The organism is Bacillus massiliglaciei (assembly GCF_900098925.1).
Lineage (GTDB): Bacteria > Bacillota > Bacilli > Bacillales > DSM-1321 > Peribacillus > Peribacillus massiliglaciei.
The window spans coordinates 378555-393388 of sequence record NZ_LT622359.1 but is presented as its reverse complement, the minus strand read 5'-3'; the positions used below and the strand labels follow the sequence as shown (position 1 = coordinate 393388).

The window sequence follows — 14834 nt, the reverse complement described above, 5'->3', positions numbered from 1 at the left end:
TTGTAGAGGAAAGCTGAAAAAAAGGCACCAGCCACGGGAATTCCTTCATTCTATCAACCTCCTTTAATGCTGTGTTTTATCCTTTTCAATATGCACAGTGTTTTTATTGCGGTAAAGGACGATTAAAATAGCCAGTCCGACTGCTGCTTCGGCCGCAGCAATGGCCATTATAAATAAGGAAAAAACTTGCCCGGAAATAGAGGGAGACCATCCAAGTTTACTAAATGCAAGCAGGTTAATAATAGCTGCATTCAGCATGAATTCAATAGAAATCAGCCTGATGATTGGATTTCGTTTTGCCAATGCCCCATATAGACCAATGCTGAATAACCCCAAAGCCAAAACCAGATAGGCCGCCAAAGGAACAGAAGTCATGACCGCCCGCTCCTTTCCATTGAGTCTTCTTTTGTAAGAAAGAGAATCCCTGCAAAGGCAGACAGCAGCACCGCCAATGTTAATCCAAGAGGAATCATATATTTAGAGAAAAGCTCGATGCCCAGCTTCTTTGTATTCTTCACATCAAAATCAGACGGCAATACCGAGATATTAAGGTCATGAATACCTGCATATACCGCGATGGAAAACCCTGCAACCCCTGCCGCCAGGAAGAACTTTTTCCATTTTCCTGTTTTACTCGCTTCATTATTACTGCGTCCTGCCAACTTAACACGGAACATCAAGGCAGATATAACAACTCCCAAACCAATGAGAATCTGAACCAGCGCCGCAAACTCAGCAGACAATAAAACAAATATTCCTGCTATGCTGATTATAGTAACAGCCAGTGTGATAACCACATGTGTCCACCTCTTTACTTGCAGCAGCATAACAGCCCCTGTGACGGTAAGAAAAGCTAAAATACTAAAGGCAATCATTTCTCCCGAAAATCCCATACCACACTCACCTTCCGAATATTTAGAAAATTTTTTCCGATTAACTTGACTGGCTTGTCCTCACAATCGACATATAAAAATTATATGTGATTTTTAAGTAAAAATAAGGGAGTTTGGTCCATAAACGGGATTTCACATACTATACACCTAAAAATATACAGGGGTCCGGGCAGACATGCAAACATCTATATATCTGTGAGTTCGTTCCCGTCAGGAGGTCTGCTCTTTTCAAGGGCCAATTAAATCATATTAATGATTTTCGTTTGAAGACTAATTTATTAAATAAGCGGAGGAATAAGGTCAGAAGGATGATGAGGTCTAAGAGGTCATCAAATTGAGCCGGATGAATACATGCTTCATACTAAGATACTTAAAACAGCATATCTGTACACTCTATGAAGTGCGTGTAGAATTTATGTATGTTGCCAAAATTGTTCCCTCTTACCATAAAGGAGTTGATCAATAAAAAAAAGCACCTGTGCTAGAGACAGGTGCTTTTTTCAAAGTTATCGCATATTAGCGATTTGGATCCGGTTTACTGCACGTTTAAGAGCAAGTTCTGCTCTTTTAGCATCGATCGTATCTTTGCTGTTTTCCTGCAGTCTTTCTTCCGCGCGGGCTTTAGCAGCCTGTGCCCGGTCCACATCGATAGATTCAGCTCTTTCAGCAGATTGAGCTAAGATGGTTACCACATCAGGACGGACTTCTAAGAATCCTCCATTTACGGCTACATAGTCTGTTTTGCCGCCATTTTTCAGGCGTACTGCACCGATTACTAAAGGCGCAACTGTCGGTACGTGTCCAGCCATGATTCCAAGCTCACCGCTTTTTGCCTTTGTGCTTACCATTTCAACTTCTGCATCATATACTGGGCCATCGGGAGTAACTACATTGACTTTAATGGTCTTCATTTCATTCCCTCCTTGGTCCCTTTAATTAAGCCATTTGTTTTGCTTTTTCAACGACTTCTTCAATTCTTCCGACTAGACGGAAAGCATCTTCTGGAAGTTCATCATATTTACCTTCAAGGATTTCTTTAAATCCTTTAACTGTTTCCTTAACAGGAACATATGAACCTTTTTGACCAGTGAACTGTTCAGCCACGTGGAAGTTTTGTGACAAGAAGAACTGGATTTTACGAGCACGGGCAACAATCAGCTTGTCATCCTCGCTCAATTCATCCATACCCAAGATCGCAATGATATCTTGAAGCTCTCTGTATTTTTGAAGAGTTGATTGAACTTGACGTGCTACTTCATAATGCTCAGCTCCAACAATTTCAGGGCTAAGAGCACGCGAAGAAGAAGCCAATGGATCAACCGCTGGGTAAATACCCATCTCAGATAATTTACGCTCAAGGTTAGTTGTTGCATCTAAGTGAGCGAATGTTGTAGCCGGAGCCGGATCGGTATAGTCATCGGCTGGTACATAGATCGCTTGGATAGAAGTAACAGAACCTACATTTGTTGATGTAATACGTTCTTGTAACTGACCCATTTCAGTTGCAAGTGTCGGCTGGTAACCAACCGCTGAAGGCATACGGCCAAGCAGGGCAGAAACCTCTGAACCAGCTTGAGTAAAACGGAAAATATTATCGATGAAAAGAAGAACGTCCTGTCCTTGCTCATCACGGAAATATTCTGCCATTGTCAAACCGCTCAATGCTACACGCATACGCGCACCAGGCGGCTCATTCATTTGACCGAATACCATGGCTGTTTTCTTGATAACGCCTGAATCACTCATTTCGTGGAAAAGGTCATTACCTTCACGTGTACGCTCACCAACACCGGCAAATACAGAGATACCGCCGTGTTCTTGGGCAATGTTATTGATCAATTCTTGAATTAATACAGTTTTACCAACACCGGCACCACCGAACAAGCCGATTTTACCACCTTTGATGTATGGTGCAAGAAGGTCAACAACCTTAATGCCTGTTTCAAGAATTTCTACTTCTGTTGTTAAGTTTTCAAATGAAGGCGCTTGTCTGTGAATTGGGTCACGACGATTGTCTGCTGGAATAGCTTCTGCAAGGTCAATGCTTTCTCCTAATACGTTGAATACACGACCAAGAGTAACTTCTCCTACAGGAACAGAGATTGGAGCACCTGTATCTACAGCTTCTGCACCGCGGGTTAAACCATCAGTGGAAGCCATCGCAACTGTACGGACAGTATTATCACCTAATTGAAGGGCTACTTCTAGAGTTAATCCTGCACCAGACGCTGCATTTTCGATTCTTAAAGCGTTATAGACCTTAGGAAGTTGGCCATTCTCGAACTTAACGTCAACAACCGGACCCATAACTTGGGTAACGCGTCCTAAATTCATCGTTTTCCCTCCTAACTTACTTTTGACGATTGAATGATTTTGGAACAGGCGGCAAATCGTCGATGCCCCCTGCTCCCTAAGCCGTACTTTTTTATCCAAAAACGGATGGAATATCCTATTCTAAAGCCGCTGCACCGCCGACGATCTCTGTAATTTCCTGAGTGATCGCAGCCTGACGCGCACGGTTATACTGCAAGGAAAGCGAATTAATAAGATCCTTTGCATTATCAGTTGCATTTTTCATGGCTGTCATACGAGCAGAATGCTCACTGGCTTTACCATCAAGCAATGCACCGTAAATCAAGCTCTCCGCATATTGAGGAAGCAATACTTCCAGGATTTCTTCTGCATTCGGTTCGAATTCATAAGAAGTCAATTTGCCGCTGGCTGAACTGATTTCTGATAAAGGAAGCACTTTCTTTTCCGTAACATCCTGCTGGATTGCACTGACGAAATGGTTATAATACATGTAAATTTCATCACAAGCACCATTTGCATACAAATCAACAGTTGACTTGGTAAGAGTATTGATATCTGAGAATGTCGGTTGGTCCGGCACGCCCACTACTTCAAGTTCGACAGGCATATCACGGCTGACGAAGAAGTCACGGCCCACTCTTCCGATCGCAATGATGAGATACTCATCACTGGATTGGTGACGCTGCTGGATCGTTTTGTATACATGACGAAGCACACTGCTGTTATAAGCACCTGCTAATCCCCGGTCAGATGTAATAACAAGGTAACCGGTTTTTTTTACAGGACGTGATACCAACATTGGATGTGATGCATCTGTACCTGTAGCGATACTCGCAACGACTTCCTGGATTTTCTCACTGTATGGTACGTAAGCTTTTGCATTCATTTCAGCACGACTCATCTTAGAAGCTGAAACCATTTGCATTGCTTTCGTTATTTGACTTGTCTTTTTGGTTGAAGTTATCCGTGTTTTTATATCGCGTAAAGAGGCCATTCATTCTCACCACCCTTTTAAATTATTTAGACCTGATTACTCAGAGATAACGAATGACTTTTTGAATTCGTTAATAGCCGCAACGATGGAAGCATCTTCTGGAAGGTTGCTTGTCGTACGGATGACATCTAATAATTCCGGATGAGAATTGTCTAAGAAGATATAGAATTCTTCTTCAAAACGGCGGATATCAGCCACTGGAATATCATCTAAATGACCTTTAGTCAATGCATAAAGGATCATAACTTGTTTTTCAACTTTAATTGGTTTGTTAAGATCTTGTTTAAGAACCTCAACAGTACGGGCACCACGGTTTAGTTTAGCTTGAGTGGCTGCATCAAGGTCAGAACCGAACTGAGCGAATGCTTCCAATTCACGGAATGCCGCAAGGTCCAAACGAAGTGTACCCGCAACTTTTTTCATTGCCTTGATTTGTGCTGAACCACCAACACGTGATACGGAAAGACCGGCGTTAATCGCTGGACGTACACCTGAGAAGAACAAATCAGACTGCAAGAAGATTTGACCATCTGTGATGGAGATTACGTTTGTTGGAATGTAAGCAGAAATATCGCCTGCTTGCGTTTCAACGAATGGAAGAGCTGTAATTGAACCTGCACCAAGAGTGTCATTCAATTTAGCTGCACGCTCCAATAAACGTGAGTGCAAGTAGAATACATCCCCTGGGAATGCTTCACGGCCTGGAGGACGGCGAAGAAGCAAGGAAAGTTCACGGTATGCAGATGCCTGTTTAGAAAGATCATCATATACCACTAACACGTGCTTGCCTTCGAACATGAAGTGCTCACCCATAGATACACCTGCATAAGGAGCCAAGTATAATAATGGAGCAGGCTGTGATGCAGACGCAGATACAACAATTGTGTAATCCAACGCACCATTTTTACGAAGAGTTTCTACTGTACCCCGTACTGTAGACTCTTTTTGGCCGATTGCAACATAGATACAGATCATGTTTTGGTCAGCTTGGTTAAGGATTGTATCGATGGCTACAGATGTTTTACCTGTTTGACGGTCACCGATGATCAATTCACGCTGTCCGCGTCCGATAGGAACAAGCGCATCAATCGCTTTAATACCTGTTTGAAGAGGTTCATGTACAGATTTACGGTCCATTACCCCTGTAGCAGGGCTTTCAATTGGACGAGTTTTTGTTGTGTTAATCGGACCAAGACCATCCAAAGGCTGTCCTAGTGGATTCACGACACGTCCTATTAATTCTTCACCTACAGGAACTTCCATGATTTTACCTGTACGGCGTACTTCACTGCCTTCTTGAATATCTCTGAACGGTCCAAGGATAACGATACCAACATTGTTTTCCTCGAGGTTTTGAGCTAACCCCATTGTTCCATTTGAAAATTCTAAGAGCTCTCCGGCCATTGCGTTATCTAACCCGTGAACACGTGCGATACCATCCCCTACAGAGATTACTGTACCAACATCGCTCACTTCAATTTCAGATTGATAATTTTCAATCTGCTTTTTAATCAGCGCACTGATTTCTTCAGCTTTGATGCCCATGAATTTCACCCCTATCTGTAAATATTAACCTAATAGTTGTTTGCTAAGACGATCAAGCTTTCCGCTCACGCTTCCGTCAAAAATACGGTTGCCAATTTGAAGCTTGATTCCGCCAATAATGTTTTTATCCGTGACATTTGTAATCCTTAAGTTCCGCTTTCCTACTTTTGCGGCAAATGCGGAAGAAACAGCCGCTTCTTCTGATTCAGTAAGAGGACGAACTGTATAGACAATTGCATCAGCAACTGACTTTTCTTCATTGGCAAGTTCAATATACTCATCTGCCATTACGCTGACTTCATCAATACGATGACGGTCAGCCATTAACAGGATTGTATTCTGAAGTGATTCGGAAAGACTGGAAAAGGCATTAGAAATGATTTCTTTTTTCGCATCGCCTGTTACTTTAGGATGCTTAAGAAAATTCAATAATTCCTGATCGTTTGTGAATACTTCTTTTACAGCACGAAGCTCTTCTTCAATTTGGTCGAGGAGATTTTGCTCTTTCGCAAGTTGGAAAAGAGCTACGGCATAACGCTTTGCTACTGTTATATCGCTCATTTAGTTTCTCCTGCCTCTTGAATGTATTCATTAATCAGCTTTTCCTGATCGGATTCAGATAGTTCTTTTTCAATGACTTTAGAAGCAATCAATACAGATAAAGAAGCCACTTGCTCACGAAGTTCCGCAACTGCTTTTTCTTTTTCCTGTACGATTTCGCGCTTCGCAGATTCTTTCAGACGTCCCGCTTCATCACGTGCTTGTTTAATAATATCTTCACGCTGCGCTTCGCCTTGTTTCTTTGCATTTTCAATAAGCTGTCCCGCTTCAGTGCGAGATTGCTTTACGATTTCACGCTGTTCTTCTAAATATTGCAAAGCTTCTTTCCTGCTTGCTTCAGCAGCTTCGATCTCGCTGGCGACATGCTCTTCACGTTGTTTCATGATGCCCATTAATGGACCCCAAGCAAACTTTTTAAGCAAGGCAAGCAAGATAAGGAAAATTACTAGTTGGTATAACACATCACCGATGGCGATACCAGGTGTTGCTCCGAGTACAAAACCGTTTAATAACACGCTTGGTTCACTCCCTTCACGAGTTTCACTTGCAAAAATTTATCGTTCATTCTGCCCCATGGGCCGAGAAAAATATTCTGTAGACATAAAGGAAAGGCGAAGGCTCTCCTTAGATGAACTTCGCCATTATGAAAATTCTTTAAGTTTCTAAACTTATTGTCCTAATACGATGAACGCGATAACTACCGCGATAATTGGAAGGGCCTCAACCAAAGCGACACCGACGAACATTGTAGTTTGAAGCATACCGCGAGCTTCTGGCTGACGAGCCATCCCTTCGATTGTACGACCAACGATAAGACCGTTACCGATACCAGCACCTAATGCACCTAATCCTACTGCGATAGCAGCAGCTATAAGACCTATTGAACCTGTCATGATAAAATTTCCTCCTTGAAATTTGTTTTATTTTAATAGCTTGTCCAATAAATATTGAACAAATATATATTAATGGTCGTCACTTACTTTGTGAGAAAGATAAACCATCGTTAACATAGTGAAAATAAAAGCTTGAATGGAGCCGACAAAGACACTGAATCCTTGCCAAGCAAGCATTGGAATTGCACCGCCCAATGCGCCTAAAAAACTGCTAGTTCCTAATCCAACAAGCAAGGACAGCAAGAGCTCACCGGCGTAGATATTACCGTAAAGACGCAATCCAAGAGTTAGAGTATTTGAGAACTCTTCAATAATTTTCAGCGGGAACAAGAAACCCATTGGCTGAACGTAAGTTTTCGCGTAATTCTTGGCACCCCGCATCTTAACGCCATAATAATGAGTAAGACCCATTATCATAATCGCCAAAGTCATTGTGATTGCAGGATCCGCAGTTGGGGATTTCCACCAAAGGTGATGATCCACGGTAATTGCGAAAGGCAATCCAAGCATATTAGAAACGAAAATGTACATGATCAGCGTCATTCCAAGCATAAGGAAATGACCGCCTGTACGCCAATCCATTGCGCTGTTGATGATATTCTTCACGAAATCCATAACCCACTCGATAAAGTTCTGAATTCCGGTCGGTCTCATGGCAAGTCTGCGGGTTGCCGCGAAGGCAATTAAGAAGACAATTAAACTCGCTATGGTAATCATCAGTACGTTAGCTAAATTAAAATATATTCCAGTATTCATCAATTCCCACATGGGATTTTCATGATTCAACAGTATTCACCTCTCTTCTTTACTTTCGACGTATGTTTTGTATAAAATAATCTATCATAATGACAATATAAACTGTCATTAATCCCAAAACCACGAAGACCACTCGAAATTCCTCAGGATACCTCAAAGCGATCATAGCAGCTATAGCAGCTGCAGACATTCTTGTTAAATTGCCAAGAGAACGTGCTTTTTTCCCTTCAGCTACCGCCTGGGAGAATTTCTTGTTCTTATTGACCAATGACAAGAAAATGATCATGCTAAAGATTGTGCCGAGCAGCAGACCCTGAAAAATGTCATCAAATGGCGTAAACACGATTCCCAGCAAGTACAGTCCCATTAAATAAAGCATGGACTTCCGCTGCCTGTTGAACATTTTGTCTAATTCCGGCATCTCGTCACAAAATCTCCCTAAAAGTTTGTTATCAAATGAGTTTTCAGCATGGCAAACACGCCTTTGATACCCTGTCAAATAACCCAACCGTCATTATTATGTAAACAGTTCGGCAAGATTCCACCTTACATCCTACAAAAAGAATGTCTGTCAAATTCAGCGTATATTTTTCGGAAAAATACTGACATCAAAGCCGTGGCCAATGGATTGGCATTTGATAATGCATAAGTTGCATCCCCGCAGTTAGTAGTGGTGGTAAAAAAGGATATATTTTCATGCAAATTAGTGTTAAACTTGCATGTAGATGCGCCTGAAAACCTTCTCATCTTACATCCTTTGTTAGCATACAATAGGCCAGTATCAATGTCAATGAAGTGGTTAGTGAAATTTGTCACAGATTTGTAATTATTAACGAAACGTTCACATTTTATTTTATTTTTCCTCTTGACACTCATTTTTCCGCCTCAATTTGAATGGTTGTCTCAATCCGATCTTCTTTTCCCGCTCTTTTTGCAAATATGACCGCTTTATACAATCCAGGCCGAGGAAGCTTTTCACTATTCACATCTTTACTGATCATTCCTCGCGGAGCAGCCTTCCCCCATTCTAAATACCCTGCAAATCGATATCCATCCGCTTCATACAATGCGATGCCATATTCATCGGCCCCTTGCGGCAAATACATTTCATAGCGGTACTTTCCAGGTTCATCCGCCTGTACAAATTCAAATCCCATTACCCTCGGATAATCTGGTTCTTCTTTGACATACAGGTAAGGGAGCTGAAGCTTTTTCGTTCCTTCAGATAACGTGACATACCCATCATAAATTCCTTTCTCGGTTTCCTTCGATTCTGCCTGAAGCCCTATTTTCACTTCTTTCTTTTCTCCCGGCTTCAGATGAAACGATGCGGGAAGATGCCAGGTCAGACCCTTTTCCTTGAGCGGCTGCTTAAATGAATAGTGCTGTTCCGATTCACTGACATTTTCGACCGTTATCACTTTTTCATGTTCCTCAATCCCTCCCTTCCTCGTATACATACCAAAGGCAAGAGAACTTGGCGACAGCAGAGTGCTGACATTTACAGCTTCAGGAATCTGTATGCGTCCTGCACCTTGATCGAACGTATGATACAGCTTGCCTTCTTTATCTGTTATAGGCTTCGCAGTATTCATCAATGCTGACTTCACTTGCTCCGGCGTCCATTCCGGATGCATTTGCAAAATCAGCGCACATGCTCCGGCAACATGCGGCGCCGCCATACTTGTACCGGCTAATGCCTGGTAACCGGACGGAACGGTACTGTTAATGGCAACTCCGGGAGCGACCACATCTGGCTTGATTCCCCAGTTTACCGTCACAGGGCCGCGGGAGCTGAAATCTGCCAAAAGATCCCTTTCTTCCTTATATATATATTTGCCGCTCGGGGATACGGACTTTTTGATCCATCCCCGCAGCTTCTTTCCTTCATATTTGGTAATAGAAGCTGCCGGAATACCTATCCCTTCCCCAATCGTTCCCGTAAATTCCCCGTCCGTATTATTGTAGATGATAACAGCAGCAGCCCCGGCTTCCTTTGCGTTTTTTACCTTTTCAGTAAAAGTTAGTTTCCCCCGCTCTATAAGGACTACTTTTCCCTGTGCATTCCCAAGATCGCTCTTCTCTCCCCTGCCGCCAAATACAAGCTCTTCTGAAAAATGCAAATCCCAGGGTTTTGAGCCTTGAAGCTGGCTTAGAGGAACCTCAGACTCCGAACTTCCGAGTCCATACCGCAAATAGGGGACCTTCAGCGGCGGAGTAGATGCACCGACAGAAATAGCTTTTTCAGCTGTTCCAGGGGATCCGACTGTCCATATCCCCGGTCCTGAATTTCCGTTAGAGGTAACGGCAACAATCCCTTTTTCTACCGCTTTGTTTAATGCCATGGAGATAGGCAGATCTGGACCATTTACTGCATTTCCAAGCGATAGATTCAGAACATCAATCTCATCCTTTATGGCTGTTTCCAATGCCAATAACACTTGTTCCGTATCCCCGCTCCCGCCAGGTCCCAAAGCCCTGTATGCATAAATTTCTGCCTCAGGTGCCACACCTTTCAACTTTCCATTGGCCGCAATAATACCGGCTACATGTGTCCCATGAACGGTCGCCAGCTGCTGAGGACTTTTGGTTTCCATGGGATCGTGATCATGGTCAACCAAATCCTCTCCTCCTTTATATGAGTTTTTCAGATCTGGATGGGTATAGTCAATTCCAGTATCAATTACCCCTACTTTCACTCCCCGGCCGGTGAGCCTTCTGTTTTTCAAATCATAATAGCCTCTAATATCCTCCCCGCCTATAAACGGAACACTTTGATCTAAGGCGGGGAGATATTGTTTGACCTCTGCCACATATTGAACATTCTTTTCCTTCTTCAGCAGTTCAAGCTCCTTTTTCAGGCCAAAAACGGAAAATCCACGCAGTGCATGCTTATATTCATGCCTGATTTGCACAGAAGGATATTTTTGTATCATCTCAGCGCTTTCACGTTCAGAAGTTTTTGGTTTTAAGACTATAATGGCTGAATTTTTTTCTGCCTGTCCCCCCTCGGCATAACAGCTGATAGTATGTATGAATATTAAAAAGATGACCGTCAGACCCGTTAGTTTTCTCACGATAATCGCCCCCTAGGATTTATCCTTTCACCCACCCCGGGGACTATACATAAAAAAGAAAGCCCTCAAGCTTTCCGTCATACAGGCCTCCTTCGCTCACTTTGCGGGCAGGAGAATTTCTGAGAGCTGTCACTCAAGAATAAGACACCCTTATCAGGAACAGAAAGCTCGGCGATCTATCCTCTTCCGAGCATAACAAAAGGTATCGAGAAACCTCGATACCTTTTGGGAAACCCACTCTAATTTTCTATGGTTCAAATCTTTCTGGCGGCGAATCCGAACGCTGAAAATGATAACGGATGGCCTCTGCAATTCTCTCAGAAGCACGGCCGTCTCCATATGGATTCGATGCTTTAGCCATTTCCTCATATGCCGCAGGGTCATTCAAAAGCTTGTAGGCCATATCATAAACCGCCGCTTCATCTGTTCCGGCAAGTTTAAGGGTTCCGGCTTCAATCCCTTCAGGACGCTCCGTCGTATCCCGCAGCACTAAGACCGGAACACCCAATGACGGTGCTTCCTCCTGAATTCCGCCAGAATCCGTCAAAATCAGATAGGCACTTGCAGCAAAATTATGAAAATCCAAAACATCTAAAGGCTCAATTAAATGAATCCGCGGATCATCACCGAGAAACTTATCGGCAAGTTCTCTGACTGCAGGATTCAAATGGACCGGATATACTACTTGAATATCATCGTGATCTCCGACGAGCTTTTTGACGGCTCTGAAAATGTTTTTCATAGGTTCTCCAAGGTTTTCCCGACGGTGAGCTGTCATTAAAACAAGACGGTCATTGCCCAATTTGTCCAAAACAGGGTGGGAATAAGAGTTCCTTACAGTTGTTTTCAGTGCATCAGTAGCTGTGTTTCCCGTTACAAATATTTGCCCGTTCTTCTTTTCTGCCTGAAGATTCTTTTCTGCCTGAGGAGTCGGCGCGAAATGAAGATCGGCCATCGTCCCTGTCAGCTGCCGGTTCATTTCCTCCGGAAAAGGAGAATATTTATTCCAGGTCCGTAATCCCGCCTCAACATGACCGATTGCAATTTGATTATAAAAGGCGGCCAAACTGGCAGCAAAAGTCGTTGTCGTATCTCCGTGAACAAGTACAATATCCGGTTTAACCTCTTTCATAATCTGATCCAGCCCGGAAAGCGATCTGGTTGTGATATCAGCCAGCGTTTGCCGGTCCTTCATAATATTCAAATCATAATCAGGACGGATCGAGAATAAATCAAGGACCTGGTCCAGCATTTGCCGATGCTGAGCCGTCACAGCAACCACAGATGTAAAGTCCTCAGGACGGTTCAGGAACTCAAGAACGAGCGGAGCCATTTTGACCGCTTCAGGCCTTGTCCCAAAAATCGTCATTACCTTAATCGGTTCTGTCACTGCCGACACTCCCATCTCTGCTTATTTCGTTCCGAACAGTCTATCTCCAGCATCTCCAAGACCTGGTACAATATAACCATGATCATCAAGCTTTTCATCAAGTCCGGCAATATAAATATCAACATCAGGATGCGCCGCTTTCAAAGCTTCCACACCTTCTGGAGCAGCAATCAAACACATAAACTTAATATTGACAGCTCCTCTGTTCTTAATAGACTGAATGGCTTCAATTGCTGATCCCCCTGTAGCAAGCATCGGATCGACGACGATACATTCACGCTCTGCAAGGTCGCTCGGCATTTTTACATAATATTCAACCGGTTTGAGTGTCTCTGGATCACGGTATAAACCGACATGTCCGACTTTAGCTGCCGGTATAAGTTTAATGATTCCATCGACCATCCCGATTCCCGCACGCAGGATTGGCACGATCCCTACCTTCTTCCCTGACAGCATTTTCACTTTCGCTTTGCTGACCGGTGTATCAATTTCAACTTCCTCAAGCGGCATATCCCTTGTAATTTCAAATGCCATAAGAGAAGCTACTTCATCCACAAGTTCTCTGAATTCCTTCGTCCCTGTTCTCGCATCGCGTATGTATGCTAATTTATGCTGAATTAAAGGGTGGTCAAAAACGTATACTTTACCCATTTCCATCTCTCCTCATCTTTAAAATAACGGCCTTTTCCCATAAGAAAAAAGATTTTTACGTACATGAATCCATTCATCTCACTTATTTTACAGAAAAAGAACGCATACTTCAATAAAGGTTTAATGGTCGGACCTTTAAAACTGAAAAAGCCGCTCCCCTTAAGGGAACGGCTTCACATTATAATTAAAAAGAAGGATATAGCTCAAATTTGTTTGTTAATTCGCGTACACGTGCATCGGCCTCTTTCAATTTGTCCGCATCTTCATGGTTTTTCAGAACAAGACCTATAATAGATGCAATTTCATCCATATCTTCCAAGCCGAATCCGCGGGAAGTAACAGCAGCTGTTCCTATCCGAATACCGCTTGTCACAAATGGACTTTCCGGATCAAAAGGAATCGTGTTTTTATTCACTGTAATGCCAATCTCATCCAGCGCGTGCTCAGCGACCTTGCCTGTCAGGCCTGTAGAGCGAACATCCAAAAGAAGCAAATGATTATCAGTGCCGTCTGAAACAAGCGTGAAGCCTTCTTTCTTCAGCCCTTCTCCCAAACGTTTGGCATTATCAATGATTTGCTGGGCATACGTTTTGAACTCTTCCTGAAGCGCTTCTCCAAAAGCAACTGCTTTCGCTGCAATGACATGCATAAGCGGGCCGCCTTGAATGCCAGGGAAAATAGATTTATCAATTTTCTTTGCAAATTCCTCTTTGCAAAGGATCATGCCGCCGCGCGGTCCGCGCAATGTCTTATGAGTAGTCGTCGTTACGAAATCAGCGTATGGTATCGGACTTTCGTGCAGTCCCGCTGCTACAAGACCGGCAATATGAGCCATATCTACCATCAAATAGGCGCCTACCTCATCAGCAATTTCACGGAATTTCTTAAAGTCGATCGCTCTCGGATAAGCACTGGCTCCTGCAACGATTAATTTAGGTTTATGCTGACGTGCTTTTTCCAACACATCATTATAATCAATTCGATGATCCTCTTTACCAACGCCATACTCCACAAAGTTATACTGGACACCGCTGAAGTTAACCGGACTTCCGTGCGTTAAATGTCCGCCATGGGAAAGATTCATTCCAAGAACCGTGTCCCCCGCTTCTAAAACCGTAAAATATACAGCCATATTTGCCTGGGCGCCGGAATGCGGCTGAACATTCACATGTTCCGCTCCAAAAATCTGCTTTGCACGCTCTCTTGCCAAATCTTCTACAATATCCACGTACTCACAGCCGCCATAATAGCGTCTGCCAGGGTACCCTTCTGCATATTTATTCGTTAGTACAGACCCTTGCGCTTCCATTACAGCTTCACTGACGAAATTTTCAGAAGCAATGAGTTCGATTTTTGTCCGCTGGCGTCCCAACTCTTGCTCGATCGCCTTAAAAACCTGCTCATCTTGCTTAGCTAAACGATTCATAGTAAATCCTCCTCTGATTGTACTGCCATGATTTTTTGCTGTTACAGGATAAAATAAACCTATGTAAAAACATAAAGTTAAGCTTACACACAGACAGCAAGCTGAACTGCACTGGTTTTATGGCATAAGTGTCCGCCGCCTCTTCTTTTCTAAAGGCGGAAAGTGCTGCTGTTAACCGGCATACATAAGCTCTCTCTTAATTCAATTTCATTTTAACATGTCTCCAACAGAAGTTATAGTCTCTTTTTACGCACATTTAATTAATTTTATGAAAGATCGTTCGTAATACAGATAATAATTTAAGATTATTACAAGTCACGACTGATAATTCATCA

Annotated in this window: 15 protein-coding genes; all 15 read right to left on the bottom strand. The window is 43.1% G+C overall.

What is annotated here, in order from left to right; genetic code table 11:
* Window positions 1-63: 63 nt before the first annotated feature.
* The 15 genes from nuoK to glyA all read right to left on the bottom strand — a co-directional run bounded on the left by nuoK (window position 64) and on the right by glyA (window position 14499).
* Window positions 64-375 carry an NADH-quinone oxidoreductase subunit NuoK gene (gene nuoK / locus BQ4305_RS13885; RefSeq protein ID WP_110928334.1) on the bottom strand — a complete coding sequence of 104 codons (312 nt, stop codon included), beginning with the start codon at window positions 373-375 and terminating at the stop codon, window positions 64-66.
* Window positions 372-893, bottom strand: coding sequence for an NADH-quinone oxidoreductase subunit J (locus tag BQ4305_RS13880; RefSeq protein WP_110928333.1), 522 nt, complete (start codon window positions 891-893; stop codon window positions 372-374). Before BQ4305_RS13880 ends, nuoK begins: the two co-directional genes overlap by 4 nt.
* Before the next feature lie 506 nt (window positions 894-1399).
* Window positions 1400-1804 carry a F0F1 ATP synthase subunit epsilon gene (locus tag BQ4305_RS13875; protein ID WP_110928332.1) on the bottom strand — a complete coding sequence of 135 codons (405 nt, stop codon included), beginning with the start codon at window positions 1802-1804 and terminating at the stop codon, window positions 1400-1402.
* A gap of 25 nt (window positions 1805-1829) precedes the next feature.
* Complete coding sequence (gene atpD, locus BQ4305_RS13870) at window positions 1830-3227, bottom strand: F0F1 ATP synthase subunit beta (protein WP_110928331.1); 1398 nt, start codon at window positions 3225-3227, stop codon at window positions 1830-1832.
* 115 nt (window positions 3228-3342) lie between these two features.
* Window positions 3343-4200, bottom strand: a complete 858-nt coding sequence (gene atpG, locus BQ4305_RS13865) for an ATP synthase F1 subunit gamma (RefSeq protein ID WP_110928330.1) — start codon at window positions 4198-4200, stop codon at window positions 3343-3345.
* Window positions 4201-4236: 36 nt separating this feature from the next.
* Complete coding sequence (gene atpA, locus BQ4305_RS13860) at window positions 4237-5745, bottom strand: F0F1 ATP synthase subunit alpha (RefSeq protein WP_110928329.1); 1509 nt, start codon at window positions 5743-5745, stop codon at window positions 4237-4239.
* A 24-nt stretch (window positions 5746-5769) separates the two neighbouring features.
* Window positions 5770-6306, bottom strand: a complete 537-nt coding sequence (locus BQ4305_RS13855; protein WP_110928328.1) for a F0F1 ATP synthase subunit delta — start codon at window positions 6304-6306, stop codon at window positions 5770-5772.
* Complete coding sequence (locus tag BQ4305_RS13850; RefSeq protein WP_110928327.1) at window positions 6303-6821, bottom strand: F0F1 ATP synthase subunit B; 519 nt, start codon at window positions 6819-6821, stop codon at window positions 6303-6305. The genes BQ4305_RS13855 and BQ4305_RS13850 overlap by 4 nt, the downstream gene beginning before the upstream one ends.
* 153 nt (window positions 6822-6974) lie before the next feature.
* On the bottom strand, window positions 6975-7187 hold the full coding sequence (gene atpE / locus BQ4305_RS13845; protein WP_199880727.1) for a F0F1 ATP synthase subunit C: 213 nt from the start codon (window positions 7185-7187) through the stop codon (window positions 6975-6977).
* An 81-nt stretch (window positions 7188-7268) separates the two neighbouring features.
* The gene (gene atpB, locus BQ4305_RS13840) at window positions 7269-7985 is read right to left on the bottom strand and encodes a F0F1 ATP synthase subunit A (protein ID WP_110928325.1); all 717 of its coding nucleotides are present in this window, start codon (window positions 7983-7985) and stop codon (window positions 7269-7271) included.
* A gap of 19 nt (window positions 7986-8004) precedes the next feature.
* Window positions 8005-8376, bottom strand: a complete 372-nt coding sequence (locus BQ4305_RS13835; protein WP_110928324.1) for an ATP synthase subunit I — start codon at window positions 8374-8376, stop codon at window positions 8005-8007.
* A gap of 451 nt (window positions 8377-8827) precedes the next feature.
* Complete coding sequence (locus BQ4305_RS13825) at window positions 8828-11032, bottom strand: S8 family serine peptidase (RefSeq protein WP_110928322.1); 2205 nt, start codon at window positions 11030-11032, stop codon at window positions 8828-8830.
* 247 nt (window positions 11033-11279) lie between these two features.
* Entirely contained in the window at window positions 11280-12422 is a 1143-nt protein-coding gene (gene wecB / locus BQ4305_RS13820; RefSeq protein ID WP_324611586.1) for a non-hydrolyzing UDP-N-acetylglucosamine 2-epimerase, read from the bottom strand.
* A gap of 21 nt (window positions 12423-12443) precedes the next feature.
* Window positions 12444-13073 (bottom strand): uracil phosphoribosyltransferase, encoded by a 630-nt coding sequence (upp, locus tag BQ4305_RS13815; RefSeq protein ID WP_110928321.1) that lies wholly within the window; start codon window positions 13071-13073, stop codon window positions 12444-12446.
* A gap of 184 nt (window positions 13074-13257) precedes the next feature.
* Window positions 13258-14499 carry a serine hydroxymethyltransferase gene (glyA, locus tag BQ4305_RS13810; protein WP_110928320.1) on the bottom strand — a complete coding sequence of 414 codons (1242 nt, stop codon included), beginning with the start codon at window positions 14497-14499 and terminating at the stop codon, window positions 13258-13260.
* Between the last annotated feature and the right edge of the window lie 335 nt (window positions 14500-14834).

Coding starts and splice junctions, on each gene's coding strand:
- atpD (WP_110928331.1), bottom strand. CDS start 3,227: ATGAATTTAGGACGCGTTACCCAAGTTATGGGTCCGGTTGTTGACGTT.
- atpG (WP_110928330.1), bottom strand. CDS start 4,200: ATGGCCTCTTTACGCGATATAAAAACACGGATAACTTCAACCAAAAAG.
- nuoK (WP_110928334.1), bottom strand. CDS start 375: ATGACTTCTGTTCCTTTGGCGGCCTATCTGGTTTTGGCTTTGGGGTTA.
- BQ4305_RS13875 (WP_110928332.1), bottom strand. CDS start 1,804: ATGAAGACCATTAAAGTCAATGTAGTTACTCCCGATGGCCCAGTATAT.
- upp (WP_110928321.1), bottom strand. CDS start 13,073: ATGGGTAAAGTATACGTTTTTGACCACCCTTTAATTCAGCATAAATTA.
- BQ4305_RS13835 (WP_110928324.1), bottom strand. CDS start 8,376: ATGCCGGAATTAGACAAAATGTTCAACAGGCAGCGGAAGTCCATGCTT.
- BQ4305_RS13880 (WP_110928333.1), bottom strand. CDS start 893: ATGGGATTTTCGGGAGAAATGATTGCCTTTAGTATTTTAGCTTTTCTT.
- BQ4305_RS13855 (WP_110928328.1), bottom strand. CDS start 6,306: ATGAGCGATATAACAGTAGCAAAGCGTTATGCCGTAGCTCTTTTCCAA.
- glyA (WP_110928320.1), bottom strand. CDS start 14,499: ATGAATCGTTTAGCTAAGCAAGATGAGCAGGTTTTTAAGGCGATCGAG.
- atpA (WP_110928329.1), bottom strand. CDS start 5,745: ATGGGCATCAAAGCTGAAGAAATCAGTGCGCTGATTAAAAAGCAGATT.